General features: G+C 60.7%; 24 protein-coding genes. 10 read left to right on the forward strand and 14 right to left on the reverse strand.

What is annotated here, in order from left to right; all coding sequences use genetic code 11:
• Window positions 1-54 precede the first annotated feature (54 nt).
• Complete coding sequence (locus GA0061100_RS21580; protein WP_075854805.1) at window positions 55-3,198, reverse strand: efflux RND transporter permease subunit; 3,144 nt, start codon at window positions 3,196-3,198, stop codon at window positions 55-57.
• Entirely contained in the window at window positions 3,195-4,304 is a 1,110-nt protein-coding gene (locus tag GA0061100_RS21585) for an efflux RND transporter periplasmic adaptor subunit (protein ID WP_143525516.1), read from the reverse strand. The genes GA0061100_RS21580 and GA0061100_RS21585 overlap by 4 nt, the downstream gene beginning before the upstream one ends.
• A gap of 165 nt (window positions 4,305-4,469) precedes the next feature.
• On the opposite strand from GA0061100_RS21585, the gene GA0061100_RS21590 reads away from it, so the two are divergent.
• A complete protein-coding gene (locus tag GA0061100_RS21590) occupies window positions 4,470-5,153 on the forward strand; it encodes a response regulator (protein ID WP_075854807.1) in 684 nt (227 codons plus the stop codon).
• A gap of 2 nt (window positions 5,154-5,155) precedes the next feature.
• Window positions 5,156-6,472, forward strand: a complete 1,317-nt coding sequence (locus GA0061100_RS21595) for a HAMP domain-containing sensor histidine kinase (protein WP_075854808.1) — start codon at window positions 5,156-5,158, stop codon at window positions 6,470-6,472.
• A gap of 90 nt (window positions 6,473-6,562) precedes the next feature.
• Here GA0061100_RS21595 and GA0061100_RS21600 read toward each other — a convergent pair whose 3' ends face one another.
• From GA0061100_RS21600 to madL, 3 genes are all read right to left on the reverse strand, one after another.
• Window positions 6,563-7,231: a GntR family transcriptional regulator gene (locus GA0061100_RS21600; RefSeq protein ID WP_075854809.1), complete on the reverse strand. Its 669-nt coding sequence runs from the start codon at window positions 7,229-7,231 to the stop codon at window positions 6,563-6,565.
• Window positions 7,232-7,485: 254 nt separating this feature from the next.
• The gene (gene madM / locus GA0061100_RS21605) at window positions 7,486-8,250 is read right to left on the reverse strand and encodes a malonate transporter subunit MadM (protein ID WP_075854810.1); all 765 of its coding nucleotides are present in this window, start codon (window positions 8,248-8,250) and stop codon (window positions 7,486-7,488) included.
• An 11-nt stretch (window positions 8,251-8,261) separates the two neighbouring features.
• A complete protein-coding gene (gene madL, locus GA0061100_RS21610; protein WP_075854811.1) occupies window positions 8,262-8,684 on the reverse strand; it encodes a malonate transporter subunit MadL in 423 nt (140 codons plus the stop codon).
• 174 nt (window positions 8,685-8,858) lie between these two features.
• Here madL and mdcA point away from each other — a divergent pair, with 174 nt between their 5' ends.
• The 7 genes from mdcA to GA0061100_RS21645 are packed head-to-tail and all read left to right on the forward strand — an operon-like array spanning window position 8,859 to window position 14,849.
• The gene (gene mdcA, locus GA0061100_RS21615) at window positions 8,859-10,508 is read left to right on the forward strand and encodes a malonate decarboxylase subunit alpha (RefSeq protein ID WP_075854812.1); all 1,650 of its coding nucleotides are present in this window, start codon (window positions 8,859-8,861) and stop codon (window positions 10,506-10,508) included.
• Window positions 10,509-10,518: 10 nt separating this feature from the next.
• A complete protein-coding gene (gene mdcC, locus GA0061100_RS21620) occupies window positions 10,519-10,830 on the forward strand; it encodes a malonate decarboxylase acyl carrier protein (protein WP_075854813.1) in 312 nt (103 codons plus the stop codon).
• Window positions 10,827-11,738: a biotin-independent malonate decarboxylase subunit beta gene (locus GA0061100_RS21625; RefSeq protein ID WP_075854814.1), complete on the forward strand. Its 912-nt coding sequence runs from the start codon at window positions 10,827-10,829 to the stop codon at window positions 11,736-11,738. Before mdcC ends, GA0061100_RS21625 begins: the two co-directional genes overlap by 4 nt.
• On the forward strand, window positions 11,725-12,447 hold the full coding sequence (locus GA0061100_RS21630) for a biotin-independent malonate decarboxylase subunit gamma (protein ID WP_075854815.1): 723 nt from the start codon (window positions 11,725-11,727) through the stop codon (window positions 12,445-12,447). Before GA0061100_RS21625 ends, GA0061100_RS21630 begins: the two co-directional genes overlap by 14 nt.
• A complete protein-coding gene (gene mdcG / locus GA0061100_RS21635; RefSeq protein ID WP_075854816.1) occupies window positions 12,440-13,081 on the forward strand; it encodes a malonate decarboxylase holo-[acyl-carrier-protein] synthase in 642 nt (213 codons plus the stop codon). Before GA0061100_RS21630 ends, mdcG begins: the two co-directional genes overlap by 8 nt.
• Window positions 13,078-13,932: a triphosphoribosyl-dephospho-CoA synthase MdcB gene (mdcB, locus tag GA0061100_RS21640; protein ID WP_075854817.1), complete on the forward strand. Its 855-nt coding sequence runs from the start codon at window positions 13,078-13,080 to the stop codon at window positions 13,930-13,932. Before mdcG ends, mdcB begins: the two co-directional genes overlap by 4 nt.
• Window positions 13,929-14,849 (forward strand): ACP S-malonyltransferase, encoded by a 921-nt coding sequence (locus GA0061100_RS21645; RefSeq protein ID WP_075854818.1) that lies wholly within the window; start codon window positions 13,929-13,931, stop codon window positions 14,847-14,849. Before mdcB ends, GA0061100_RS21645 begins: the two co-directional genes overlap by 4 nt.
• 109 nt (window positions 14,850-14,958) lie before the next feature.
• Here the strand turns inward: GA0061100_RS21645 and GA0061100_RS21650 are convergent, their stop codons facing one another.
• The 9 genes from GA0061100_RS21650 to melA all read right to left on the reverse strand — a co-directional run bounded on the left by GA0061100_RS21650 (window position 14,959) and on the right by melA (window position 24,674).
• A complete protein-coding gene (locus GA0061100_RS21650; RefSeq protein WP_075854819.1) occupies window positions 14,959-16,023 on the reverse strand; it encodes an ABC transporter ATP-binding protein in 1,065 nt (354 codons plus the stop codon).
• Between the two features lie 78 nt (window positions 16,024-16,101).
• On the reverse strand, window positions 16,102-17,400 hold the full coding sequence (locus GA0061100_RS21655; RefSeq protein WP_075854820.1) for a D-tagatose-bisphosphate aldolase, class II, non-catalytic subunit: 1,299 nt from the start codon (window positions 17,398-17,400) through the stop codon (window positions 16,102-16,104).
• Window positions 17,397-18,350: an SIS domain-containing protein gene (locus tag GA0061100_RS21660; RefSeq protein ID WP_075854821.1), complete on the reverse strand. Its 954-nt coding sequence runs from the start codon at window positions 18,348-18,350 to the stop codon at window positions 17,397-17,399. Before GA0061100_RS21660 ends, GA0061100_RS21655 begins: the two co-directional genes overlap by 4 nt.
• Before the next feature lie 12 nt (window positions 18,351-18,362).
• A complete protein-coding gene (locus GA0061100_RS21665; protein ID WP_075854822.1) occupies window positions 18,363-19,220 on the reverse strand; it encodes a carbohydrate ABC transporter permease in 858 nt (285 codons plus the stop codon).
• On the reverse strand, window positions 19,220-20,137 hold the full coding sequence (locus GA0061100_RS21670) for a carbohydrate ABC transporter permease (protein ID WP_075854823.1): 918 nt from the start codon (window positions 20,135-20,137) through the stop codon (window positions 19,220-19,222). The genes GA0061100_RS21665 and GA0061100_RS21670 overlap by 1 nt, the downstream gene beginning before the upstream one ends.
• Complete coding sequence (locus GA0061100_RS21675; RefSeq protein WP_075854824.1) at window positions 20,134-21,390, reverse strand: ABC transporter substrate-binding protein; 1,257 nt, start codon at window positions 21,388-21,390, stop codon at window positions 20,134-20,136. The genes GA0061100_RS21670 and GA0061100_RS21675 overlap by 4 nt, the downstream gene beginning before the upstream one ends.
• Entirely contained in the window at window positions 21,383-22,381 is a 999-nt protein-coding gene (locus GA0061100_RS21680) for an N-acetylglucosamine kinase (RefSeq protein WP_075854825.1), read from the reverse strand. Before GA0061100_RS21680 ends, GA0061100_RS21675 begins: the two co-directional genes overlap by 8 nt.
• Window positions 22,378-23,172, reverse strand: coding sequence for a DeoR/GlpR family DNA-binding transcription regulator (locus GA0061100_RS21685; protein WP_075854826.1), 795 nt, complete (start codon window positions 23,170-23,172; stop codon window positions 22,378-22,380). The genes GA0061100_RS21680 and GA0061100_RS21685 overlap by 4 nt, the downstream gene beginning before the upstream one ends.
• A gap of 185 nt (window positions 23,173-23,357) precedes the next feature.
• Complete coding sequence (melA, locus tag GA0061100_RS21690) at window positions 23,358-24,674, reverse strand: alpha-glucosidase/alpha-galactosidase (RefSeq protein WP_075854827.1); 1,317 nt, start codon at window positions 24,672-24,674, stop codon at window positions 23,358-23,360.
• Between the two features lie 110 nt (window positions 24,675-24,784).
• Here melA and GA0061100_RS21695 point away from each other — a divergent pair, with 110 nt between their 5' ends.
• Window positions 24,785-25,678, forward strand: coding sequence for a helix-turn-helix domain-containing protein (locus tag GA0061100_RS21695; protein WP_075854828.1), 894 nt, complete (start codon window positions 24,785-24,787; stop codon window positions 25,676-25,678).
• Window positions 25,679-25,704 lie beyond the last annotated feature (26 nt).

Genomic DNA, 25,704 nt, shown 5'->3' on the forward strand with positions numbered 1-25,704 from the left:
CTCCCCTATCTCCGATCGGGTTATCGAGGTCGCTGCCAAAGAGGACCGTCAGCGCTACCCATGCCCTCGCCGGGCATGGTTGGACCTGAATGCGACGGCTCCCTGGTCCGCGGGCGCGGGAGTTTCTGCGGCAGTTTCATGGGATAGGCCGAGCCGGCGCAGGAGCCGTTTCAGCATGGTTTCCAAGTCATCGACGAAGGTAAAGATGACAGGGATGACGATGAGGCTAAGCAGGGTCGACATCGTGACGCCACCGATCACGACGATGGCCATCGGCTGCCGGAAGCTTGAATCGCCCCCGGTCAGGCTGAGGGCAACGGGAAGCATGCCCGACGCCATGGCAATGGTGGTCATGACGATCGGCCGAGCACGCTTGTGACATGCGTCGATAAGTGCGTCGAACCTGGACATGCCTTGCTGTCGCGACATGATCGCATATTCGATAAGCAGGATGGAATTCTTCGTCACAACGCCCATCAGCATGAGCAGCCCGATAACAGCAGCCATCGAGAAGCTCGTTCCTGTCACGACGAGCGGCAACAGCGCACCTCCGAGCGAGAGCGGCAAGGCCATCAGAAGCGTGAGCGGCTGCAGAAAATCGTGGAACAGCAGGACGAGGACGGCATAGATGCAGAACACGCCGATCGCCATGGCAAGCCCGAAGCTCTGGAACAGTTCAGAGCTGCGCTGCAATTCCCCCTGCTCCACCAGAGTGACGCCCTGCGGCAAGTGCCGGAGCGCCGGCAATGCCTGCGCCTCGCGGTTGACGTCGCCGAGAATGCGGCCGTTGAGTTCGACGGAAACGGTGACATTGCGCATGCGGTCGATGCGGTCGATCTCCGAAGGGCTGCCACCGATGCGGATATCGGCAATCGATCCGAGATCGACGCTGCCATTCGTTCCCACCACCCGCATATTCTTGATGTCGTCGAGATTGGTGCGCGTTTCCGGCGAGAAACGCACGACAATCGGGATCTGACGCTGCGGCAAGGTGAGCTTTGGCAGATCGGAGGAATATTCCCCGTTCGTCGCCACGCGCACGGCGCTGGCGATAGCGTTCGACGTTATGCCGAGCGCAGCGGCTCGCGCAAAATCGGGCGTGATCTGGATTTCAGGTGCTTGTCTGGCCGCCGTGGATGTGACCGCTCCAATCCCCCGAAGCGTGCGAAGCTGCTCCTCCAGCGCCGTGCTTGCGCTGTCGAGTACGCCAGCGTCATCACCGGCAAGAGTGATATCGAGCTTGGTGCCATTGCCACCACTGCCGACCTCCACACGCACTCCCGGAAGGACCGAAAGTGCCTGCCGAATGTCGTTTTCGATCTCCGACTGCTTTCGATCCCGCTCGGAGATCGCTGCCAGGACAACCGTGATCGTCGAGGAAGCGACATCACTCGTGGAACTGCTGTCGATCCCGCCACCGGAAGATGAAGAACCAACCGAGGAGAAGACATGCGTGACGTCAGGCAGCTCGCCAACGATATCGGCGGCCTTGCGGGTCATCGCGGCGGTCTGCTGGATGCTGGAGCCGGGCTGCATCGTGAGCGTGATCTGCGTGCGAGCGTCGTCCGAAGCCGGCAGGAAACCGGACTTCAGGAAGGGAATGGTGGAAAGTGAAAGCGCGACGATGACAACCGTTATCGCAACTGTGGTCTTCCTGTAATTCAGGGCAGCCTTCGCGATCCTCATATAGCTACGCATGATGCGGCCATCCTTCTCCTCGGACGGATAGGCCTTCATGAAATAGGCTGCCATCATAGGTGTCAGCAGGCGAGCAACGACGAGAGAGGCAAGGACTGCGACCGCAGTGGTAATTCCGAACTGCCGGAACAGAAGCCCCGGAATACCGCCCATGAACGCCGTCGGCAGGAAGACCGCAACAAGCGTAAAGGTGGTAGCAATGACAGCAAGGCCAATTTCATTGGCCGCCTCCATCGCGGCATCGATCGGCCGCTTGCCCATTTGCAGGTGGCGGGCAATGTTCTCGATTTCGACGATCGCATCATCCACGAGGATGCCAACCACCAATGACAGGGCAAGCAGCGTGATGATGTTGAGGCTGAAACCGGCAAAATACATGGCGAGAAATGTCGGGATCACCGACAATGGCAGCGCCACCGCCGACAGAATTGTCGCGCGCCAGTCTCGAAGGAAGATCCAGACAACGACGATTGCGAGGATGGCGCCCTCGTAGAGCATATGCATCGAACCATGGTAGTTCTCCATGATCGGTCCGATCGTGCTATAGGCCTGATCGATTTGCACATTGGAATGAGCCGCAGCGAATTTCTTTATCGCCACATCGACAGCTGCGGCGACCCCGCTGTCTGAAAAGCCTTTCGAGCGCTTGATCTCAACCGCCACCACCGGTTTGCCATCGAGATAGGCCATCGACGTTCGAGACGCGAAACTGTCCCCGACCGATGCGACATCGTCGAGACGCACGGCCTGCCCGTTTGCCAACGGGATCCTGAGCGCCCGCAGCGCTTCGACGGACGGCAGGTTTCCAAGGGTACGCAATGTCTGCCGCGTCTCCCCGATTTCTCCAAGACCGCCCGACGTATCGGCCTGCACGGCTTTGAGCTGCGAGGACACCGTTGCCGCGGTGACCCCGAGCGATGCCATGGTCGAAGCATCGAGATCAACATGAACCTCGCGGTCGACGCCGCCAATGCGGTTGACCTGGCCGACACCCGACACAGACAGCAACGCCTTGGTCAGATCGTTATCGATGAACCAGGACAACTCGGTCTCGTTAAGATTGGTCGAGCGGACCGCATAGGTGACCAGCGCGGAGCTTTGGACGGTACTCTTTGTGACGCTCGGCGTCTCCATTTGCGCCGGCAGGTCCGCCTTGACGCTATCGACGGCATTGCGAACCTCGTTGAGAGCCGCCTCGCTGTCCTTGTCCAGTTTGAAGGAGACCTTGATCGACACGGTGCCATCGGTGATCGTCGTCGTGATGTGATCGAGATAGCTCAGCGTGGCAAGACTGTCCTCGATGGTGCGGGCGACTTCCGTCTCGAGCTGCGTCGGTGCGGCACCGTCGAGCGTAGCGGAGATATTTATGGTCGGAAGATCCATGTCCGGGAAGTTCTGGATCGCCAACTGTTTGAACGCCCAGAGCCCACCGAATCCAAGCATCACAAACAGCAAGATCGCCGGCACGGGATTGCGAATGGACCATGCGGAAAAATTCATCGGTTCGTCTCCGCAATCTTTACAAGATCATTGTCCGACAGAAATGCGCCGCCCGACGTCACGACCTTCGCGGTCCGGTCCAGGCCGGACAGGATCTCGACCTCGCCATTGTTGCGCCGACCTGTTTCCACCCGGACTCGTCGCACCCGGCTGTCGTCGCCGGCCGTGAAAACGTAGCTGAGGCCATCCCGGAAAACGATCGCCGTTTCGGGAACAGTCATGGCCGGCGTCGTGCGCAGCTCTATGTTGCCTGTGACGTAGAATCCGATCCGCGGCTGCGTGTCTGCGGGTAATGCGACATAGATGATTGCGCGGCTGGTATCCGTACTTACCGACGGCCCCACCAGCCGTACCCTACCCTCGATCCGGCGGCCGTCAGGGCCGTCGATGATGGCCTTCAAGCCTTCCGAAATGCTCGGAAGATAGCGTGCCGACACTTCCGCCTGCCATTCGATGCGCTGTTGGCGAACCATGCGGAACAGCTCGGTGCCAGTGGAGACGACCGCACCCAGATCGGCTGAGCGCGAGGTTATCAAGCCGTCGTCCACGGCTGTAATCGTCGTTTGCCCAAGCTTGATCTTTTCGCTGTCGAGTGCCGCCTCCTCGGATGCGAGACTTGCGGTTGCTGTCTGCTCGTCGGCGAAATATTCGGTGATTTTCTCCGCGGACAAGGCGCCGGAGGTGCGAAGCTGTCGCGCCCGATCTGCATTGGCCGTCGCTTTGGCAAGGCTAGCCTTGGCCGTCGCAACGGCAGCTTCCTGTTTGCGAAGCTCGGCCAGAACACTGTCCTGCGATAACCGCACGAGCGTCTGCCCCTTCTTCACCACAGAACCGACATCGACCAGAACCTCCGTGATGCGCAGGCCACTCGTTTCCGAGGCTATGATTGCGTCCTGCCATGATTTCAGCCAGCCGCTCGCCGGGATGGTTTCGGGCCAGCTCCGCAGCTCAGGCGCAGCCAGAGAAACGGTGAGAGCGGGCGCTGCGGTCTGTTCCGCCGCGGCATTTCGGACGGGAAAGGAAAGGAGAAGCGTAGCCGCGAAGAACGCGGCTACGAATCTGACGGACGGCTTTTTCAACAATGCATTCCTTGCGGTTCCTGACAGGAGCGCGAGCTGTTCCAATCGAGCAATCGATCACAGCTCATCGGTATCAATCAGTAGCCGGGCGAATGTTAAGTGCGGTCAAGTGAGTGTTAAGTTATGTAAAACTTGGCCTGAACTTCGGCTTTATATTGTATGCATTGCCGATACGAATGGTGGACAGGGTGAATGAGCAAGGTTCTTCTCATCGACGATGATGTCGAGCTAACGATGCTTTTGCAGGAATATCTCACCGAGGAAGGATATGACGTCGCAACCGACACGGACGGGCGCGCCGCCATTGCTGCGGCGGCCGCAAATACGGTCGACATCATCGTCCTTGATATCATGATGCCCCGGATGAACGGGATCGAGGTTCTGCAAAGGATCCGCAAGCTCAGTGAAATCCCTGTGCTGATGTTGACGGCAAGAGGCGATGACATCGACAGAATATCCGGTCTGAACCTTGGTGCCGACGACTATGTTCCAAAGCCCTGTTCGCCGGGCGAACTTGCGGCGAGGCTGCGCGCGATCTTGCGCCGGACGCACCAGCCGGCGGGTGCTTCGATTGATGCGGTGAAAGCGGGTCAGCTCGTGATCCATCCGGGCAAAAGAAGCGCCGAATGGTGCGGCGAGCCGCTGGAGTTGACCGGCACGGAGTTCGGCCTGCTGGAAGTCCTTGCTCGCAACGCCGGCCAGCTGGTGTCAAAGCAGGACATTTCCAAGCAGGCGTTCGGAAAGCCGCTTACGCCCTTCGATCGCCGCATCGATGTTCATATCAGCAGCGTTCGTCAGAAACTTGGTCTGCGAAAGGACGGGCAATCCTGGATCCAGTCGGTGCGAGGCCTAGGCTATCAACTGCTCGTGGATTGACCATGCCAAAACTCTTCTGGAAGTTCTTCACGATTATCTGGTTGACGCTTGCAGCAACCGTCGGCGTCGTCATTATCACGGTCAAGCTCATTCAGGCGGTCCCCTTCGCACATGAGCTGGAACAGGACCGTCGGACGCTCCTCGTCAAGCTTACCGCGAACATCCTGATCGAGGACGGCGAAGACGCCGCCAGACGCTTCGTATCCAGGAGCGAAAAAACACAACCGGTTGGCCTTTCCCTGTCGACGACCTCGAACGCCAACACATGTCCGCAGGAGGACGCGGCCGATGAACGTTCCATCTTAAAGGATGGAAATTGCTACCGAATTTTCGCGGCGACACCGATGAGTTTCACCTTTGAAAATCTGGCTCCCATATTGCCATGGCTCACGATCCTGATTTCGAGCACGATTGCGGCAGGTGCGCTCGCCCGATATCTCATCCGCCCTGTCGTGCACCTGCGAAACGGCCTGAGCGCGCTTGCAAATGGCCGCTTCGACTTCCGCATCGGCGACAAGATGGCCGGACGAACGGACGAAGTCACGGCGCTCGCGCACGACTTCGATGCCAGCGCCGCGCGATTGCAGGAGCTTCAGAATGCGCAGCAGCAGTTGTTTCATGATGTGTCGCACGAATTGCGCTCGCCATTGTCCCGCCTGCAAGCCGCCGTGGGCGTTCTGCGGCAAAGCCCGGCAAAACTCGATGCCATGCTGGACCGCATGGACCGGGAAGTCGAACGCCTTGATGTGCTGGTGGGTGAAATTCTGACGCTTGCCAGGCTGACCGCCACCTCAAGCATGCCGTTGAAAACCCAGTCCCTCGATGTCATCGAACTCCTGAACGAAATCCTGGGCGACGCCGCATTCGAGGCGCAGGCGCGGGATGTTTCGATCACCACCAGCATCGGCGGCTCGTTCCCGGCTGACGTCGAGGGGGAATTGATCTACAGGGCGCTGGAAAACGTCGTGCGCAACGCCGTCAAATACACGGATGTCCACTCACATATAGCCGTGCTTTGCGAGATAAGGGACGATCTCCTCAATATCCGCGTCGCCGATCAGGGGCCGGGCGTCAGGCGAGATGAGCTGGAGCGCATCTTTCAACCCTTTTCGCGCGGCAACGATGCCGTGACCGGAGACGGATACGGCCTTGGCCTTGCCATTACCCGGCAGGCAATCGAGCGCCATGGCGGTCGGGTGTTTGCGTCGCTGCCTGCTGCCAGCGGCCTTACCATTACGCTCGAAATACCTCGAAAGCCGACGAGCCACAGCAGATTAGGAAGTGGTTCGGAGGCTATACAGACCGCTAAAATCGGCTAGGCGCCGCGGGATCAATCCCCGTACTTGCCCCAGATGCAGGACGGGCGATCAGGTTCGGACAGCTTACGCGACGATGGAACCGTTGTGCATTCATTCGGCTCCCTCGCCGATTTCCATATAGCGTGCCAATGCCAGCGCCGCATTCAGCATGTGCTCGCGCATGACCAGGGCCGCTTCCGTTGCATCGCCGCGCATCATGGCTCGCAGGATCGCCTCGTGCTCAAGGAATGAAGCTGTCAATCGCTTCGGTTGACGCAGCTGAGTCCTGCGGAATGGCAGGAGCCTTGCGCGCAGCCGCATCAATTCATCATACAGAAACTCGTTATGCGCGCTGCGATACAATGCTTCATGGAAGGACAAGTTGAGCTTGTCATACTGTTCGAAGTCGTCCGCCTTCGCCGCGAGTTCGGAACGCTCGTGAATTTCGGTTAGAACCGCGCGCTCCACGCCTGTTATCCGATGGGTTGCCAGACGGACGCACATGCATTCCATCTCTGCGGTCACTTCGAACATCTCCATCAGCCGCGGCAAGGTCAGCGGCAGAACCGTTGCACCGCGTCGCGGCCGAATCTCGACCAGGCCGATCGCCTCCAGCTGACGCAGAGCGTCCCTCACCGGCGTGCGGGAAGCACCAAAGCGGCTGCTGAGCGTTGCTTCGTCCAAACTTGAGCCAGGCCTTATGGCGCCGGAGGAGATCTCATCCATCAGCACCAGTTTAATGCGCTGGCCAATCGATCCAGCTTCGTCGAATTCTGTCATTTCAAACCTTGCTTCCGATTTGGCAGGCAATCATTCAGTTTTACACCATCCAATTCGACAGATAGCAATCGATATGAAGCATCAACTCACATCCGGCTTGCTCTGGCGGTTGGCGGCCAAATCGTCGACGAAAGCGGGGACCGGCGCACGTCGAGGTATCGCCGATCCCACCCAAATCGTCCTTGGCGATCCTGTGCAGGATGCGGCATTTGAGAGCCTTCTCCTGCACTGATCATCGGCTTTCCCATATTGTTTCACCCCCCTGCAAGTGCCCGTACGGCAAGGTAAAGGATCGAAGGTGCGACGAGGCAGCCCAGCCCCGTATGAAACGTTGCCGTCAGTGCGCCATAGGGAACGAGACGGCGATCGGTCGCTGCCAAACCGCCCGACACACCGCTGACGGTTCCCATCAGGCCGCCGAACACCATGGCGCTGCGGGGATTATCGAGGCCGATCGCCTTGGCCACGATCGGTGTTCCGACCATGACGAGAACCGCCTTGAAAACACCGGTCGCAATCGACAGTGCGATCACGGCCGAGCTTGCGCCCAGAGCGGCGCCCGTCACAGGCCCCACGATGTAGGTAACGGCACCGGCGCCGATCGTGGTGATGGATACGGCATCCGTGTAACCGAAAGCGACGGCGAGCAATGAGCCGACGATGAACGGGAGCAGCGTGCCGAGGCCAAGGGCCAGTGCACCGACGGCACCAGCCTTTCGCGCCTGCGCAACGTCCACTTCAAAGGCCGTGGCGACGATGGCGAAATCGCGCAGCATAGCTCCGCCCATCAGGCCGATGCCGCTGAGGATGGGAATATCCACAACCCCTTTTTCGCCTCCGGTCCACAGACCAGCGGCAAAGGCTGCCGCGAGCCCCAGAACGATTGCAATGGCTGAGCCGTGGACGCGGCCAAACAGGATATGTTTAGAAATGGCGTTCGACAGCCACATGACCAATCCAACGATCGCAAACGCGGTGAGCAGACTGTTGGCGGTCAAGCCGTGTTTCAAGATCTCCATGAAAGCCTCCCTCAGACCGGGTTGCCGGAGGCGGCAAGCTCGCCCCTGGCCCTTGCTTCGATTTCATCCATCGTTTCGCCGCGCTCGCCGATACGGCTCATCAGCGCGACGGTTGCGAAGCAAACGAAGACCGTCGCGATGCCCGCGATCAGCACCAGCGGGCCGCTGCGCGCAGCCACCAGCACGTTCTGCTGCGCCGCCATGGCGACGACGATCGGAATGTATAGAGCTCCCCAGAACTCGACGCCGAGTTTGAGCGGCAGCGTCAACAAGCCTCGTCTATTCAACCAAAGCCGCGTGGCGATCAGCAGGATCATGGCAATGCCGACACCGCCGACATTCGCCTTCACGCCAAGCGCCACCCCCAGGAGATCGCCGAGAATGCTCCCCAAGAGGGTGCAAAGCGCAAGCATTGCAACACCGGAGATCATCATGAGCGACCCTCCCCGCATGCGCCTCGATAAAAATACAAGTACACCATTTCTCCTCCTCCAATGCATACAGATAAACCGCATGACAATTTTAAAATACACGTTGTTGCAGTTTTCGCAATTGTGTGTACATTATATTTCCAGAAACACGCTCTTGCGCATACAAAGGGCAATCAGATGCATGATTGGAATACGAAAGGTCGCGACAGGCTGGCGCGCCTTGAAGCCGGCCAGCACTTCTCTGCCGGCAAGCTTGTCGACCCGCAACGGCTCGTCGCTTTCCTGGAAGCGATCCTGAAGCCTGGCGACCGAGTTTGCCTTGAGGGCGACAACCAGAAGCAGGCCGACCTGTTGGCCAAGGCGCTGTCAAAAGTCGATGTCGCCAGGATACACGACCTGCATATGGTACAGTCGGGCGTGGTCTTGCCCGAGCATCTCGATATTTTCGAAAGCGGCGTCGCCCGACGGCTCGATTTTTCCTATTCCGGCCCGCAGTCGGCCCGCATCGCGCGTATGATGTTCGGTGGCCAGATCGAACTAGGTGCCGTTCATACCTATCTGGAACTCTTCGCCCGCTACTTTATCGATCTGACACCACAGGTAGCGCTCATTGCCGCGGTCAGCGCCGACAAGGAGGGAAATCTCTACACCGGGCCGAATACGGAAGACACGCCAACGGTGGTGGAAGCGACGAGCTTCGGCAAGGGACTGGTCGTCGCCCAGGTGGGCGAGATCGTCGATCGCGTGCCGCGCGTCGACATTCCCGCCGACCAGGTTCATTTCGTGGTGGATGCCAAGCGCCCCTTCTATGTGGAACCGCTGTTCACGCGCGACCCCGCAGCCATAACCGAAACGCAAATTCTGACGGCGATGCTGGCCATCAAGGGATTGTACGCACCCTATAGCGTGCGCCGCCTGAACCATGGCATCGGCTTCAATACCGCGGCCATCGAGCTGCTGCTACCGACCTACGGCGAACGGTTGGGATTGAAGGGCAAGGTCTGCACGCACTGGGCGCTGAACCCCCACCCCACTCTGATCCCCGCCATCGAGGCCGGATGGGTGGAACAGATCCATTGCTTCGGGTCCGAAGTGGGCATGGAAGACTATATGCGGGCTCGTCCCGACATTTTCTTCACCGGGCCTGACGGCTCGCTGCGCTCCAACCGCGCCTTCTGCCAAACCGCCGGACTCTATGCCTGCGACATGTTCATCGGTTCGACCTTGCAGATCGACCTTTCCGGCAACAGTTCGACCGTGACCGGCAGCAGGGTCGCCGGTTTTGGCGGTGCCCCCAATATGGGATCGGACGCACGCGGACGACGCCATCCGAGCGAGGCCTGGCTGCGTGCGGGCCAGGAAGCCGACCCTGCCGCAGTCACCCCTGCCCTGCGTCGCGGGCGCAAACTGGTCGTTCAGATCGGCGAAACCTTTGGCGATGGCATGGTGCCGATGTTCGTCGAGCGACTGGCGGCGCTGGATCTGGCCGACAAGCTGCAGCTCGAACTGGCTCCTGTGATGGTTTACGGTGACGACGTGACGCATATCGTGACGGAAGAAGGGATCGCCAATCTACTGCTGTGCCGTAACGGGCAAGAGCGGGAGCAGGCGATCCGGGGGGTGGCCGGCTACACCGAGGTCGGCCGCGCCCGGGACCGCAAGATGGTGGAGCATTTGCGCGAACGCAAAGTCATCCAGCGTCCCGAAGATCTTGGAATCGATCCGTTGGATGCCGATCGCAGTCTGCTGGTTGCGCATTCCATCAAGGATCTGATGCTTGCCTCCGGCGGCCTGTACAGGCCGCCTTCCCGGTTCCGCAATTGGTAAGGCCGATGCCATGGAAAATCTGCTCTATGAATTGAAATCGACGCAGACCGGCGGAACCCGCGCCGTGGCTCTGGTGGGCGTCGTTGCTTCGGGCAACCTCGAAATATTGCTTGAACGACTGGAGGCGCCCGACCGTTGCGTCATCGAGATCGCCACGCCCGCCCATGGTTTCGCCGAGCTCTGGGCAGCGGTCACCGAGGATTTCGCGGCGCGCTCCGCTGCCGGCGGTCTGCGCATCACGATCAATGATGGCGGCGCACGGCCTGACATGGTGGCGCTGCGTCTGGCCCAGGGCGTGCGGCTGATGGAGAAGCCAGAATGAACGATCCTCACAAGCTGCACCGAAGCTGGTATGAAGAATCTGCTCGCGGCCGGTTGCTGCATCTGCTCGATGCCAACAGCTTCACCGAATTCCTAGGCCCGGAACGACGGGAGACGAGCCCTCACCTTGCGCTCTTCGATCTGCCTCGGCAGTTCGATGACGGCATCATCGTCGGTGCCGGCCGCATTGACGGCCGCGCCGTGCTGGTGGCTGCCCAGGAAGGGCGCTTCATGGGCGGTGCGATTGGCGAAGTGCATGGCGCCAAGCTGACGGGCCTGCTGCATGCCGCCGCCAAGTTGCGGCGGGATGTCGTTATTCTCTTCGATACGGGTGGCGTGCGCCTGCAGGAGGCCAATGCCGGCGAGCTGGCGATCTCCGAAATCATCCGCGCCGTGCTGGAGGTGCGATCCGATGGTGTTCGCGTCATCGGCCTTCTTGGCGGGCGGGCGGGCTGCTATGGCGGCGGCAGCCTGATTGCCGGCTGCTGTTCGGCGCTCGTCATCTCCGAGCAGGGTCGTTTATCCGTTTCCGGGCCGGAGGTCATCGAGACGAACAAGGGCGTGGAAGAATTCGACTCCCGCGACCGGGCGCTCGTCTGGCGAACCATGGGCGGCAAGCATCGCTACCTGATTGGCGGGACTGATATCTTCGTCGAGGACGATATCGCCGCCTTCCGGGCCGGTGCGATTGCCGCGCTGCAACGGCCAGCCATTTTGGATGAGACAGTGCTTGAAGCCGAACAGACACGGCTCGAACAGCGATTGCGCCATTTTGGCGATGCCCGTGACGCCACCGAGATATGGGCGCGGCTGCATATTGAAGAGCCTGGGCAAATACCGGAGCGGGACATCGGGACTTTCCTCACCACAGCCAATATCCATCGGGAGAGCGCCGATGCAGCTCGCTGATATCCTGTCCTCACTCTTTCCCGTTGGCCACGAGATAACACAGGCGGATGGGCTTGTTACCGGCTGGGGCCGGTTGGACCAACAAAACCGGATCGATGTGATCGGCATTGCCGACAAGACCTATCCGGGCGTCGACGAAGCGGTAGCGCTGGCCGGGCATATCCTTTCAGTCGTTCGGCGGCCAGACAGCTCGCCTCTGCTGTTCCTGGTCGACTCCGGCAGCCAAAGGATGAGCCGGCGTGACGAGCTCCTCGGTCTCAGCGAGGCATTGGCGCACCTGGCGAAGGCCTTGTGGCAGGCGGAGCAGGCCGGTCATCATACGGTCGGCCTTCTCTATGGGGGCAGCGCAGCGGGCGCCTTCATTGCCACTGCGCTAGCCTGCGGATCGCTGGTGGCCCTGCCCACCGCCTGGCCCGAAGTCATGGACCTGCCGTCCATGGCCCGAGTGACCAAGCTGCCGCTCGCTACGCTGAAAGAAAAGGCCGAGACAACCCCCGTCTTCGCGCCGGGCCTCGATAATCTTCTTGCGACCGGAGCCATAGCGGAAGTTTGGGACCCAGCTGTCCCTTTGAACGCTCAACTCGCAGCACTTCTTGCCAAGCCCGTTTCGCGTGATCTGCGCGCACAATTGGGTGCCGATCGAGGCGGCCGGCCGAAGGCTGCCACGATTGCGGCCGAAGTCGAGCGGCTGGCTTTGCTCCATGGTTGATGTCGCTGCCCTCCGCCGCCACGATCTGGCCTATGTGTGCTCCGAAGCATGGCCGAGGCTGCTGCGTGGCCAAGTCGAAAGCGAAACGGAGCGCGATCTGCTGACATGGGCGGCACTGGGACGACCAGCAATTTTTCGTCGTCGGACCTGCAGCGACCCACTGGATGTTGTACCCCTGGGGCTGCCCCTTCCTCCGGACATGGGGCGCAAACGGCTTGCACTCGCTTGCCCGCCAGCTGCCATAATACGGGCGGCGTCTCCTCCCCTCTTGAGGGATGTGCTGCCCGCGGCACCGGCACGATGGCGCCCGACCATTGGCGCGCTCTTGGAGGCAGACCTCTCTTGCCGCTGCTTCGGAAGTCTGGCCTGGCAATACCTGACCGGCCTTTCCTATCTGACCGATACGTCCGATCTTGATCTTCTGGTCGAGTGTCGCTCGAGCGCGGATGCGATGCGAGCGACGGCTTTGCTGAACGATATTGCAGAACACGCGCCGATGCGTATCGATGCCGAATTGGTCACGCCTTGCGGCATAGCCGTCCAGTGGCGCGAATGGCTGTCGGGAAACCCGGAACTTCTGGTTAAATCCCACGCCGGATCGGCCCTGATTGCGCGGGAGGCGCTCTTTGCATGACGTTTCCATTGCTGGCCGAATTAAGTCCTGTCGCCGTCAAGCATAGCGATCCCTTGCTGATCGGACGGCATGCCGCACGAGCGCTGATCCTGGAGGTAGAGACCTGGCCCAAGCCCGGATTGGTCAGCCATATCGACAACGGCGCTCACGCCGACATGGATGCTGATCTTCTTCGCCTCAGCGCTCGGACACTGGAACCATTCTTCGTCGCGCTTGCCGAGGCGGGCGCCATGGATGCGGGCATGGATCGCCTGCGCCAAATCGGCATGGAAGCGGAAGGCGCAATGCGGGATGCGACGGGAGGGGTGAATACCCATCGCGGCGCCATCTTCGGCCTCGGCCTGCTGGCGGCGGCGGCCGGCTTGGCAGCGACGTGCGACTGGCATGCGCCGCTCGGCGCCCTTGTCGCATGGCGTTGGGGACGCGACATCATCGGCAGGGCGCCAGAGCAGGACAGTCACGGCGGCATCGTGGCGCGACGCTACCATGTTGGCGGCGCCCGGGCCGAGGCCGCCGCCGGCATGCCATCCGTCTACGATATTGCTCGCCCGGCGCTTGCCGAAGGACGGCGCCTCGCCATGGGGGACGAAGAAGCCGCAAGGGTCCATGCGTGCATGGCGCTGATCGCGGTGGTCGACGACAGCAATCTCCTTTATCGCGCCGGTCCCGAAGGGCTCAATTTCGCACGGAACAAGGCCCGCGCCTTTCTGGCGGATGGCGGGGTCGGACGGGCGAATTGGCGCTGGGATGCCAAAGCCATTCATGAGGCGTTCGTCGCGCGCAATCTCAGCCCGGGCGGGTGCGCCGATCTCCTGGCCATGGCGTTGTTTACCGAGGTGTTGGAATCGTGACCCTCGCGCTGCTGTGTTCGGGCCAAGGGCACCAGAATCGGGAGATGTTCCAGCTGCTGGCCGCCGAACCGGAAGTGCAGCCCATTTTCGAAGCCGCAACAGCCGTGCTCGGGATCCACCCGACGGATTTCTGCAGGACTGCCACTGAAGCCGCCTTGCATGCCAACCGCGAGGGCCAGATCCTGTGCGTGACGCGCGCGCTTGCAATTGCTCGCGCCCTTTTCCTGGCCGGCGCGCCAAGCGATACGATGGTGGCCGGCTACAGCGTCGGTGAAATGGCGGCTTGGGGGGTGGCCGGCATCTGGTCGCCCGCAGACACTCTGAAGCTGGTCGATCGACGGGCGCGTGCAATGGACCTTGTGAGCGGACCGGATGACGGGCTCGGCTATGTGCGCGGTTTGCCAATGGCGATCGTGGAGCAACTGGCCGGTCGTTTCGGCTGCGCGATCGCCATCGTGAACCCCGATCTTCTGTTCATTGTCGGTGGCACCAGACAATCGATCGATGCACTCTGTACCGCCGCACTGGAAGAAGGCGCAGTGCGCGCTGCGCCGATGGCGGTGCATGTCGCCTCCCATACACCGCGGCTCACCGGCGCGGTGGCACCGTTTGACAAAGCCCTTGCCTCGGTAGTCATGAACCGCCCGGCGCTGCGCCTCATGACTGCCACCAGTGCGACGCTTGTTGTCGATCCGGAACGCGCTCGCCGGGGGCTTGCGCGGCAACTGGCCGAAAGGATCGATTGGGCTGATATGATCGAAGCTCTGGCTGAACGTGGCGTAACAACGATCATCGAGCTGGGACCGGGCCGAGCTCTGGCGGAGATGACAGCTCTTGCGTTGCCTGCGGTAAGGGTACGCGCAGTCGATGACTTTCATAGCCTCACGGGGATTAAGGCCTGGCTGGCTGCCAACTGAGACCAAAGAGTCTCCTCGCTACCGATCGTGTCGCATGCCTTCGGAGGCTGCGGCACAAACCGAATTCGATGCCGAGGCCGGCGGTCCAGGCAAGCAATGGCGAATAAGCTTACCGAAGCCGCTGGCCGGTAGCTCCGTCGAAAAGATGCAGCCTTCCAAGATCAGGTATCAACGAAAGACGGCCGCCGGCCCGCGCGCTGACCCGTTCGCGCAGCGCTAGGACGAGATCGTCGGCCCCGATACGAGAAACGATCAGGGTTTCTGCTCCGGTCGGCTCGACCACGACGACCTCGGCATCGATGCCGCCCTCGCCTATGGCAATATTTTCGGGCCGTATGCCGTAGACAATCTCTGCTCCGCGCGCGACGTCGAGCCCTGCCGGCAACGGAAGGCGCGCTCCGCCATCAGCAACGAATTCCAGCGGACCGCCACTGCTGATCTTGCCGCGGATGAGATTCATCCCCGGGGAACCGATAAAACCGGCAACAAAGAGGTTGGCGGGCCGGTCATACAGTTCGAGCGGCGAGCCGATCTGCTCGACATAGCCGTCACGCATGACGACGATCCGGTCCGCCATCGTCATGGCCTCGATCTGGTCGTGGGTGACGTAGATCGTGGTCGTGCGCAGGCGCTGATGCAGCTGCTTGATTTCGGAGCGCATCTGTACGCGCAGCTTTGCATCCAGGTTGGATAGTGGTTCATCGAAGAGAAACACCTGAGGCTGGCGCACGATCGCACGGCCCATGGCGACGCGTTGGCGCTGGCCGCCGGAGAGATTGCGCGGATAGCGGTCGAGCAGGTTTTCGAGGCCGAGGATCTGTGCCGCGTCGCGCACGCGCTGCCGGGTCTCCTCCTTCGGCGCCTTGGCCAGCCGCAGAGAAAAACCCATATTCGCCTCGACAGTCATATGCGGATAGAGCGCATAGGATTGGAACACCATGGCGATGTCGCGGCTCTTGGGTTCGACATCATTGACCACCCGACCGCCGATCGCGACGTCACCACCGCTGATCTCCTCAAGCCCGGCGATCATGCGAAGAAGGGTCGATTTTCCGCAGCCCGACGGGCCGACGAGAATGACGAATTCGCCGTCCTCGATATCGATATCCACCCCATGCAGAACTTCGAAGTGACCGTAGCTCTTGCGGACATTTGTCACGCTGACTGACGCCATTATGATCTCCAATTAGAAAAGCGTGTGTCTGATCGCCGCCTTGTCGGCCACCCAGGGCGGGCAACGCCGGGCGACCCATTATGCGATCGTGGCTGCAGAATATGGTTCCAGGGCCGCATCGATCGCCGCAAGGCAGAGATCGCGCGCACGAGGCAGAACCTTCCTCGCGACCACTGCCGGATAGACCCGGCCGAGATACTGGCTGATGAGCGTTTCCGGAATATCGCCCTCGAAGCGCGCAAGCAGGGTCTCGACCGCTGCTGCTGCCTTCTCATCCGGCCAATAATAACGGATGCGGTCGCTGTAGCTGAAGTGCCGCTGCAGGCGCTGTTCCTCGTCCGAGCCGCCATAATGGGAATTCCAGTGACCGGGATTTTCGAGCATGACGGCGTCCATAGTCGCATGGATCGCATCGGACAAAACCCTTCCGGCGAGAACCGACGCGATGGCATCGAGGCCGTAAAGCGCCTCGCGCAGGGCAAAGGTCAGGCCCGGACCGACCTTGAGGATCGCGAAACCGCCCTCCACAAGGGCGGCAAGTGCGTCCGCGGGCTGATAGTCCGTTGAATGAGCCTCGAAGAGCAAGCCAGGCATTCGGTCCAGAGCGCCAATCAAGCCATCCGCACGATCCTGTCTGTAAAGGACGACATTGGCATTGCCGAACTCGACGCCGGGCTGAACGACGATGGCGATCACCCGCTCGAGAGCACTTTCGATGCCGGCTTTCGCAAAGGCGGTACGATGCACCGCCAGCGTATCCATTACCGCCTCAGGACGCGTGACCTCAAGCTCGTCGAGGGCATGCGTGGCGCCGCCGGGCGGCGGCACTTCGGTTCCGATAATATAGACAGGTGGCCGGAGGCGAGAGCGAAGAGCAGCCTGTTCCGCCATGCGCGCAAGCCGTGCGGCACGTTCCGCCGTCAGCTCGTCGGCCAGGGCCACGGGCTCACCGGCGCAGCCCATCGATGTATCGAGATGGATCTTTTCGAAACCCGCCTCGACATAGGCCGCAATCATCGCCTCGGCCTTCGCCATTGCTTCCTCTGCGGGCAGCTTCCTCCACGGGTTCGGCCCAAGATGATCGCCCCCGAGGATGAGGCGATCGATGGGAAAGCCGATTGCGGCGGCGATATTCTCGACGAAACGGCGGAAGTCGCGGGGCGTCATCCCGGTGTAACCGCCGTCCTGGTTGACCTGATTGCAGGTTGCCTCGATCAGCGCGACCGCGTCATCGGAGGCTGCCCGCATGAGCGCCGCCTCGATGACAAGCGGATGAGCCGAGCAGACCGACGTGATCCCGCGCGGCAATGTCCTGGCGCGATTGCCGAGAAGCTTCTTCAGCGCAATGTTGCGATTGTGTTCGATGGAGGGGGTCATCCGAGCATCACGACCTTGGTCAGATGACGGGGCGATACCGTATCGACACCCTTCGACTGCGCTGCCCGTTCGCCAAGAATCTGCAGAGCCGGTAGCACGCAGAGACTGACAATTGCCGGATCGCAATCGACGGTCAGCTCCAGGTCGCCCGGGCCGCCAAGGCCGATAACGGTCGCTCCCTTTTCCCGCAGTTCCTCGGCCAGCAGCGCTTCCGACGCCTTCTGATCGGCGCTGTAGAGCATGACGACCGCGGTGTTTTCATCGACGAGGCTGATCGGTCCATGGCGATATTCCAGGGGATGGAAGCCCTGGGTGATGATCTGGCTCATTTCCATCAGTTTCAACGCACCTTCAAGGGCAATGCCGTAGAGCGATCCACTGCCAAGGAACACGAAATGCGAGCGACCTTCGATCATCTTCGGAAGAGCAGCATCGATCTGGTCCGCCAAACTGCGTGCGGACTGTACGATCGATGGCGGAATTTGTACGCCGACCATCTGCATGCCCAGAAGCAGCATCAGGCTCGCCGAGACCGTCATGACGATGCCTTCATCACCATGGGTGGCCGCTTCGATCAGCCGATCGCAGTTTTTGGCGAGCGAGCTTTCGGGCTCAACCGTGATGGCGGTGACAAAAACGCCGGCTTTGCGGCTTGCCTTGGCAGCTGCAACGGTTTCCGTCGTTTCGCCGCTGCGAGAAAGGGCCACCAGATGGACCTTCTGCCAGCGCGGCCAGAAGGCAGCCGGCCGGTTCAGCCATTCCGCGCCCGGCACCGCAATCGCCGGATAGCCGGCAAGATTGGCATGAGCCGCAAGCGACAGGGCGAGATTATAGGACGTGCCGCAGCCCAGGAAAACCGTCAACTCGGCTTCGTGCGGGGCGGAGACCAGTCCGATCGCCTTTTCCCAATAGGGGAATTGCTCGAAGATCACCTTTTCCGTCGTATTCATGCTAGCTCCGATTTACTTGACCGATCCGGCCAGCAGACCGCTGACGAGGTATCGATTGAGAAAGATGACGACCAGGGCGGGAATGATGATGGCAATCGATCCGCTTGCCGTGATCAGCCCATAGTCGATGAAGTTCTTGGTGACGAATTCTGGGATCAGCACCGTCAACGGCTTCGTCGCCTGCGGCGAGAAGATGAGCGGCACGAGATATTGTCCCCATGCGCCAAGAAAGGTCAGGATCGCCGCTGCCGTCAGGCCTGGACCGGCAAGCGGCAGGACGATGTTGAAGAAGATGTAGAGCCTGCCGGCGCCATCGAGTTGGGCCGCCTCTTCCAGCGCGATCGGCAGCGCCTCGAAGACGCTCCGCAACAGCCACAGCGACAGGGGCAGGTAAGCAGACACATAGATGAGCGCGATGCCGACATAGGTATCGACCAGATGCAGGCCGATCATGATCCGGTAAAGCGGGATGAGCACCGCATAGCCGGGAATTGCAAGCGTCGCGACGACGGCGGCAAACAGGAAGCCTCGCCCGGGAAACTGGATGCGTGTGAAGGCATAGGCTCCGAGCGCTGATATCGCGACGCAAAGGAGAGTTGCAGCCACCGACGTCACGATGCTGTTGATCAGCGCCGCACGAAACTGCGACCAGACCTGCACCCCGCCGATCCGCGCAATATCGATGCCGAAGAGGCGCGAGAAATGATCCAGCGTGAAATGCTGTGGAAAGAAATGGATGGGTCGCGCCGAAAAATCCTCGGTCGGGGTGATCGAACTCGCCAGCGTCCAATAGATCGGTCCGAGCGACCAGATCAGGAGAACCGCGACACCGGCCGAGATCAGCAAACGATAGGAAAGGCTCTGTTTCATCAGTCAAACCGGGTGTTGCGATAGACGCGCAGGACATAGACGAGCGAAACCAGCAGCGAGACCAGCGTGATCACGAGCGACAAGGCCATGCCGTAGGAGAAGCGCAGGTTCTGGAAGGTCTCGAGATAGATCTGCACAAGGACAGGCCGTGTTTCGAGGCTGGAGCCCGCCAATACCCAGGCTTCGTCGAAGAGGTTGAATGCGTTGACGGTCGCATTGGTCATCGCAACGGCAATGGCACTGCGCACCAGTGGAAGCGTGACGAGGGTAAACATCTGTGTGCGGGTGGCGCCATCAATGCGAGCTGCCTCATAGAGATGAGCCGGAATGCTCTGCATCGCGGCCAGCACGATGACGACGGTCAGGGGCATCATGCGCCAGACGTGAACCACCGTGACCGCGATAATGGCGCTGGTGCGATCGTTGAACCAGACATGGTTGTCGAAAGGCAGGCCTACAGCCGAAAGAATGCCATTCAGCAATCCCGCTCCGGGCTGGTAGATCCAGAGCCAGATCACGGCATTGACAACACCGGGCAGCGCCCAAGGCAGGACGACGGCGGCAAGCAGCCATCGGCGGCCAACCTTGACCTGATTGATGAGGGCAGCGGCAAGCACGCCGAACACCGTTTCGGCCACGACCGCGAGCACGACGTAGAGAAACGTATTGACCCACGTCGTGCCCAGTTGCCCGTCGGAAAGCATACGAGTGTAGTTTTCCAGCCCGACAAAAGGCGTTCCCGCCTGCATCGGATTGACCCTGTGCAGGCTGTCCCAGACCGTTCTTGCGATCGGATAAAAGACAAGGGCCGCCATCGTGATCAGGATCGGCGAAACAAGCAGGATCCCCAGCGTGGTGTCGGCCTTGACGCCGGCACCACGCTTTGTCCTGCCACCGGCAGAAATTGCAATTGTCATTGCGCCGATGCCTGCTTTGCCGCTTCGGCGATGTTCTGCATGGCCTGATCCACGGTGACCTGGCCTTTCGCGGCGCTGTTGATCGCCGTGTTCACCGCGCTCGAGAATTCCGGATACCAGGGAGGCGTACCCTGCGGGAACAGCGGCTCGACGGTCTTTGACTGCGCCACAAGCGTATCACCGCTGAGCAGCTGGCCGGCGGAATTGAGCTCGGACAGTGCAGAGGTGCGGGTCGGCAACGCGCCGTTAGCCGCATTCTTCTTCTGGAACTCCTTGCTGGTGAACCATTTGACGAAGGCGATGGCGGCTTCCTTGTTCTGCGAGACGCGCGGGATGGCGAGCGCTTCGGGAAGGCCGAAGCTGCGGGTTTCGCCGCTAGCCGTCGGCACCAGGATCGCCTCGACCTGGCCGGCGACCTTCGATTGCTTCGGATCGTTCATCTGACCGATCCTGCCCGGCTCGCCCGAAATCATGATGCTGGTCACGCCCTGGGCGAACATGCTCTCATTGATCTGGCTGTCCTTGAGACCGGTGGAAGCCGGATCGACCAGACCTTCCTTCAGTAGCATCAATTCGAAGGCGAGCGCCTTGTAGCCGGCGGAATCCTTCGAGACGAAGAGCGGCTTGAAATCCTTGTCGAACAGTTCACCGCCGAAGGCCTTCGTCAGGAGATACCAGCTCGTCGACGCACCTTCGGTCGCCGAAAGCGGCAGGCCGATCGGATAGGTCGCGATCTTCTTTTCCTTGATCTGCTTGGCAGCAGCGACCAGCTCGTCGAGCGTCTTCGGCATCTTGGTGATACCCGCATCGGCAAAATGCTTCTTGTTGATGAGCATGACGCGGAAGTCGTTGGTATAGGGCACGCCGAGCAGGTTGCCATTGACCGTGAAGATCTTGGAAACGCCGATATCCTTGACGGCATCAGCATCGATCACATCATTGAGCGGCAGATACCAGTCGGCGGCGCTGAACTGGCCGGTCCACGACCAGTCGAATTCGGTGACATCGGCAGGTGCTGTGCCTGCTATCAGCGAGGTGACGAGCTTCGGGCGGATGTCGTCCCAGGAGAGCGTCTGCATGTTCACGTGGATGCCGGTCTCGGCTTCGAAATCGCCGGGAATATTCGGCGCCTGCGGCGAAGGCATCAGCACCGTGATCGATTGTCCGGCAAGCGGTTTCGCATCCTGAGCGAGAGCCGGAACGGCGGCAACGAGCGCCGCCAAAGCGACGAATGGCAAAGTATATTTACGCATGTTCCCTTCTTTCCTTGTTATTGAGGTCTGCTTCACCTGAATGCACCGCCGCGGTCTTTGCCGTGGCGGCGATTTGCGTGATCCAGCCGTCATTTACCGGCCAGTCGAGGAGACGGGCGGCTGCCAAGAGAGCGCCGCCGATGGGAGGAAGCTTCGGGCTCACGGCCGGGCGGCCGATGCGCCGCTCCAAAGCGGCAAGCAGGGCGCGGCTTGCAAATGTTCCGCCCGCATAGGTCCAGTCAACGCCCGGACCGCAATGCGGCGCTATCGCCTCCATATGCTTTGCAAGCTCGGATGCCGCCTGGTCGATCAGCTGCTTTGCCGCGCCATCACCGGCGCGTGCGACGCGATCGACCAGAACGGAAAGGGCTGCGATCTCGGCGCGGGGGTTTTTAAGTTCGCTGACCCATCCTCCGAGAGCGTTGACCGGATCGATGCTATCGAGGCCTAGGAATTCGAACATGGCCTTCGCCAGAGCGGTCGGGCCTGCACGCCCATCGAGACTCTGGCTGACAAGGCTGAGGGCTGCTCGCCCGATCCAATAGCTGCTCCCTTCGTCGCCGATGACATCGCCCCAGCCGCCCACGCGCGCCGATACGCCGGCGCCGTTGCGCGCCCAGGCCATCGAACCCGTGCCGGACAGGATAAGAATACCCGGCTCGCCGGCAAAGGCACCGAGATGGGCCGCGTCGACATCGTTGAGAATATGCTGCCGCGCCTTGGGAAAGCTGCTTTCGATCGCCTCGTGCTGCAGTTCGGACAGCCGAGCCACCTCGCCATAAGCGGGCAGCGCTGCGGCGACGGCCGCCAACTGCTCCTCTTCCAGAAAAGGACGGAGCGCAAGATCCAGTTCGTACCGCCAGCTCGGATTGTCCATCGGGTTGACGCCGCCGCTGCGCGACATTCGCAACACGTTCCCGGCTCGGTCGGCAAGCGCGGCCAGCACCTTGCTGCCGCCACCATCGATGCCGAGGATGAGGTCACCGCTCATTCCGATGCTCCCAGATCCGCAATCGTCGTCTCGACGCCGAGATTGGCAAGTTCGCCGCGCCAATGCGCGGAAAGACCGGCATCGGTGATTACCTTCGCAGCGCTCAAGGGAGCGACCTTATAGGTCGTCATCGTGCCGAACTTCGAGGAATCGGCGAGCACGAAGCGATGCGCCGAGCGGGTCAGCATGCATTTGTTGAGGCTCGCTTCGGCGCTGTCGACGCTGTAGATCGCGCCGTCGGGGCTGATGGCACTTGCGCCGAGGAAGAGCTGATCGAACCAGATGCTCTCAAGCATCGCCTCGGCCTGCGGGCCGACGAGCGAGGCGTTTTCGCTGCGGAGCTGTCCTCCGAGCAGCACAACTTCCAGATTGGGAATGTTGAGAAATTCCTGCGCCACCGTCAGGCCATTGGTGAAGATGCGAAGCGGCATCGGGTTCAGACGGATGAGGCGGGCAAGCTGCAGCACGGTGGTGCCGGCATCGAGGAAGATGGCCGTGCGCGGCGTCAGCAGATCATAGGCTGCCGTTGCGATGGCGCGCTTGGCCGACAAATGCCGCTTGGCCCGCTCCTGAAAGGCAAGCTCCACCGAAGAACCTTCAGCGATGCGCGCACCGCCGTGGACGCGATCGATCGCGCCCTCTCTTTCGAGAACCTGCAGATCTCTGCGCACCGTTGCCAGGGAAGCGCCGATGGCGTCCGCGAGCGCCTGAATGGTCGAAAATCCGTTCGCATACAGATGGCTCCGAATAGCGTCGAGACGATCGACTTTCACTCCCCCGGCCTGGCTCAACGAAGGTTCCTCTTCCACTATCATTTCTATTTCGCTCAGACTTTCACCCAATAAGATCAATGTCAATCATAATTCTGATCTTTTTTGATCTAATTCGAAGTTCGACAGATCCCATAAATGACAAAGCGCGGCCTCCTCCTGCGAGGAAACCGCGCTTGCGCGTGACGACCTAATGCCGACCGGGTTTAGTGATAAGCGGGCAAGAGACTGCCGTGCTGCTCGATCATGTCATCCACCAGCTTCCAGATCTGATCCGGCGACAGCTCCGCCGACGTATGGGGATCGAGAAGGGCCGCCTGGTAGATGCGATCCCGCCTCCTCATTAGCGCCGCCTCGACCGTCAGCTCCTGCACGGAAACGCTAAGCCGCATGATGGCCGCAAGCTGCGAGGGTATGCGCCCGATGCGGATCGGCTGAATGCCGTTGCGATCGACATGACAGGGCACTTCGACGATGCACTCGTCGGGCAGATTCTGGATGAGCCCGTTGTTCGGGACATTTCCGTAGATCAGCGCGGGCTGGCCGCTGACGGCGGCATGAATGATGCCGGCGGCATATTCGTTGCTGCGGCAGACGTCGATCGGCTTGCCGCCTTCGAGATCGCGGCGCAGCTCGTGCCATTCGGCGATCTGGACTTCGCAGCGACGAATATATTCATCGAGCGGAATATTGAGCCGCTCGATCAGATCGTTGTGGCCTTCCTTGATGTACCAGGACGTATATTCCGAAAAATGCTCGCTCGATTCCGTGACGAAATGACCAAGCCGTTTCAGAACGTCGAAACGGACGCGATCGTCAGAGGGAATGCGTCCTTCCTCTGCCAGGGCACGCAGGCGCGGATAGAGATCCTCGCGACTGCCATCGGTTCGCAGCTTTTCATATTTGAGGAAGAAGGCGATATGGTTGATGCCGGCCGAGAGATAGTTGATATCGGCGATATCCTCACCGAGGCAATCGGCAAGATGGGCGGCCGTATGCTGCACGCTATGGCACAGTCCCACGGTGCGAATGCTCGGAGCAATCTCCTTGATGGCCCAGCAATTGATCGCCATCGGGTTGACGTATTGCATTAAGAGCGCGTTGGGGCACACGTCTTCCATGTCGCGGCAGATTTCTTCGAGAACGGGAATGGTGCGCAGTCCGCGGAAGATGCCGCCGATCCCGAGCGTATCGGCAATGGTCTGCCGCAGCCCATGCCGTTTCGGGACTTCGAAATCGGTGACGGTGGCCGGCTTGTAGCCACCGACCTGCATCATCAGGATGACAAAATCCGACCCCTGCAGTGCTTGCCGACGATCAAGCGTTGCCTCGACGCGCACCTTGTCGAGATGAAGTGCCTCGCAGATGCGCAGCGCCACGATCTCGGATGTCTTAAGGCGCTCTGGGTCGATGTCGAAGAGGCTGATGACATAGTCGCCACCGCTTTGGCTGGAGAGGGCGTCGCCCAGGATATTCTGGGCAAAGACGGTGCTGCCGGCACCGATTAGGCAGATCTTTGGCATGAAGGGATCTCCGCGTGGAATGGCTATGACCTCAATGCCTCTTTCAAATCAGGATTTCTTCCGGATAATAGTGAATTTATTCCCGGATTCGCGCCATCGGGCGGGCCTTCATGTCGAAACCTAGCAATTCCGTCGAGCGCGAAGCTCTCATGACATCCGCCGGCGGCTTTCTGATCGAACGTCACATCGCCGATGCCATGAGCGCTGCGCATTGGCACGATCACGTCGAGCTGAACTTCCTTGTGAAAGGGCAGATGACCTATATCTTCAATGGAAGACAGGAGCAGGTGGAGGCGGGACGACTGGTGCTATTCTGGGCTGCCATTCCCCACAGGACGATTGCAGTCACGCCGGATGCGCCGCTGATATGCATCTATCTTCCGCTCGCGGATTTCCTGAGTTTGCCGATCGAGCGCCATGTGCGGCAATCGATCATGCAGGGACGGTTTTCGGCCGATACCCGGCCCTATCCCTCCGACGCCATGCTCTTGCCGCAATGGGTGACCGACTGGCAGCATGGCGACGCGGCTCGGCGTCAGCTGATCCTTGACGAAGTGAAGCTCCGAATACGGCGCTTCGTTCTCGATACGCCCGACGACACCCGTGACCTCGCGCCGCCGCGCTCGACGCCGGCCGTCAGCATTGCTGTGCAGCGCGCCGAAACCTTGACTGATCTCATCCATGCCCGCTATTCCGAACCGATTAGCCTGCCGATGCTGGCGGAGCGCGCCGGCATCCATCCAAGCACGGCCAACAAGATCTTCCACAGCGTGCTTGGCATCTCGGTCAACGAATATCTGACGCGTTATCGCCTGGCGCGGGCAATGCAGCAGCTTGCCGAAACCAGCAGCCCCATTCTGCAGATCGCCTATGATTGCGGCTTCGGCTCCGCCAGCCGGTTCTACGACATCTTCAAGCGACGGACGGGGACGACGCCGCGACTGTTCCGTTCATCACTCGGACGGAATGGAATCACCAATGAGGGTGACGCCGCGCCGCCCTAAGCATTTAGAGCGTGATGCCGAAAAGT

Origin of the sequence: Martinezella hainanensis, assembly GCF_900094555.1 — a bacterium.
GTDB lineage: Bacteria > Pseudomonadota > Alphaproteobacteria > Rhizobiales > Rhizobiaceae > Rhizobium > Rhizobium hainanense.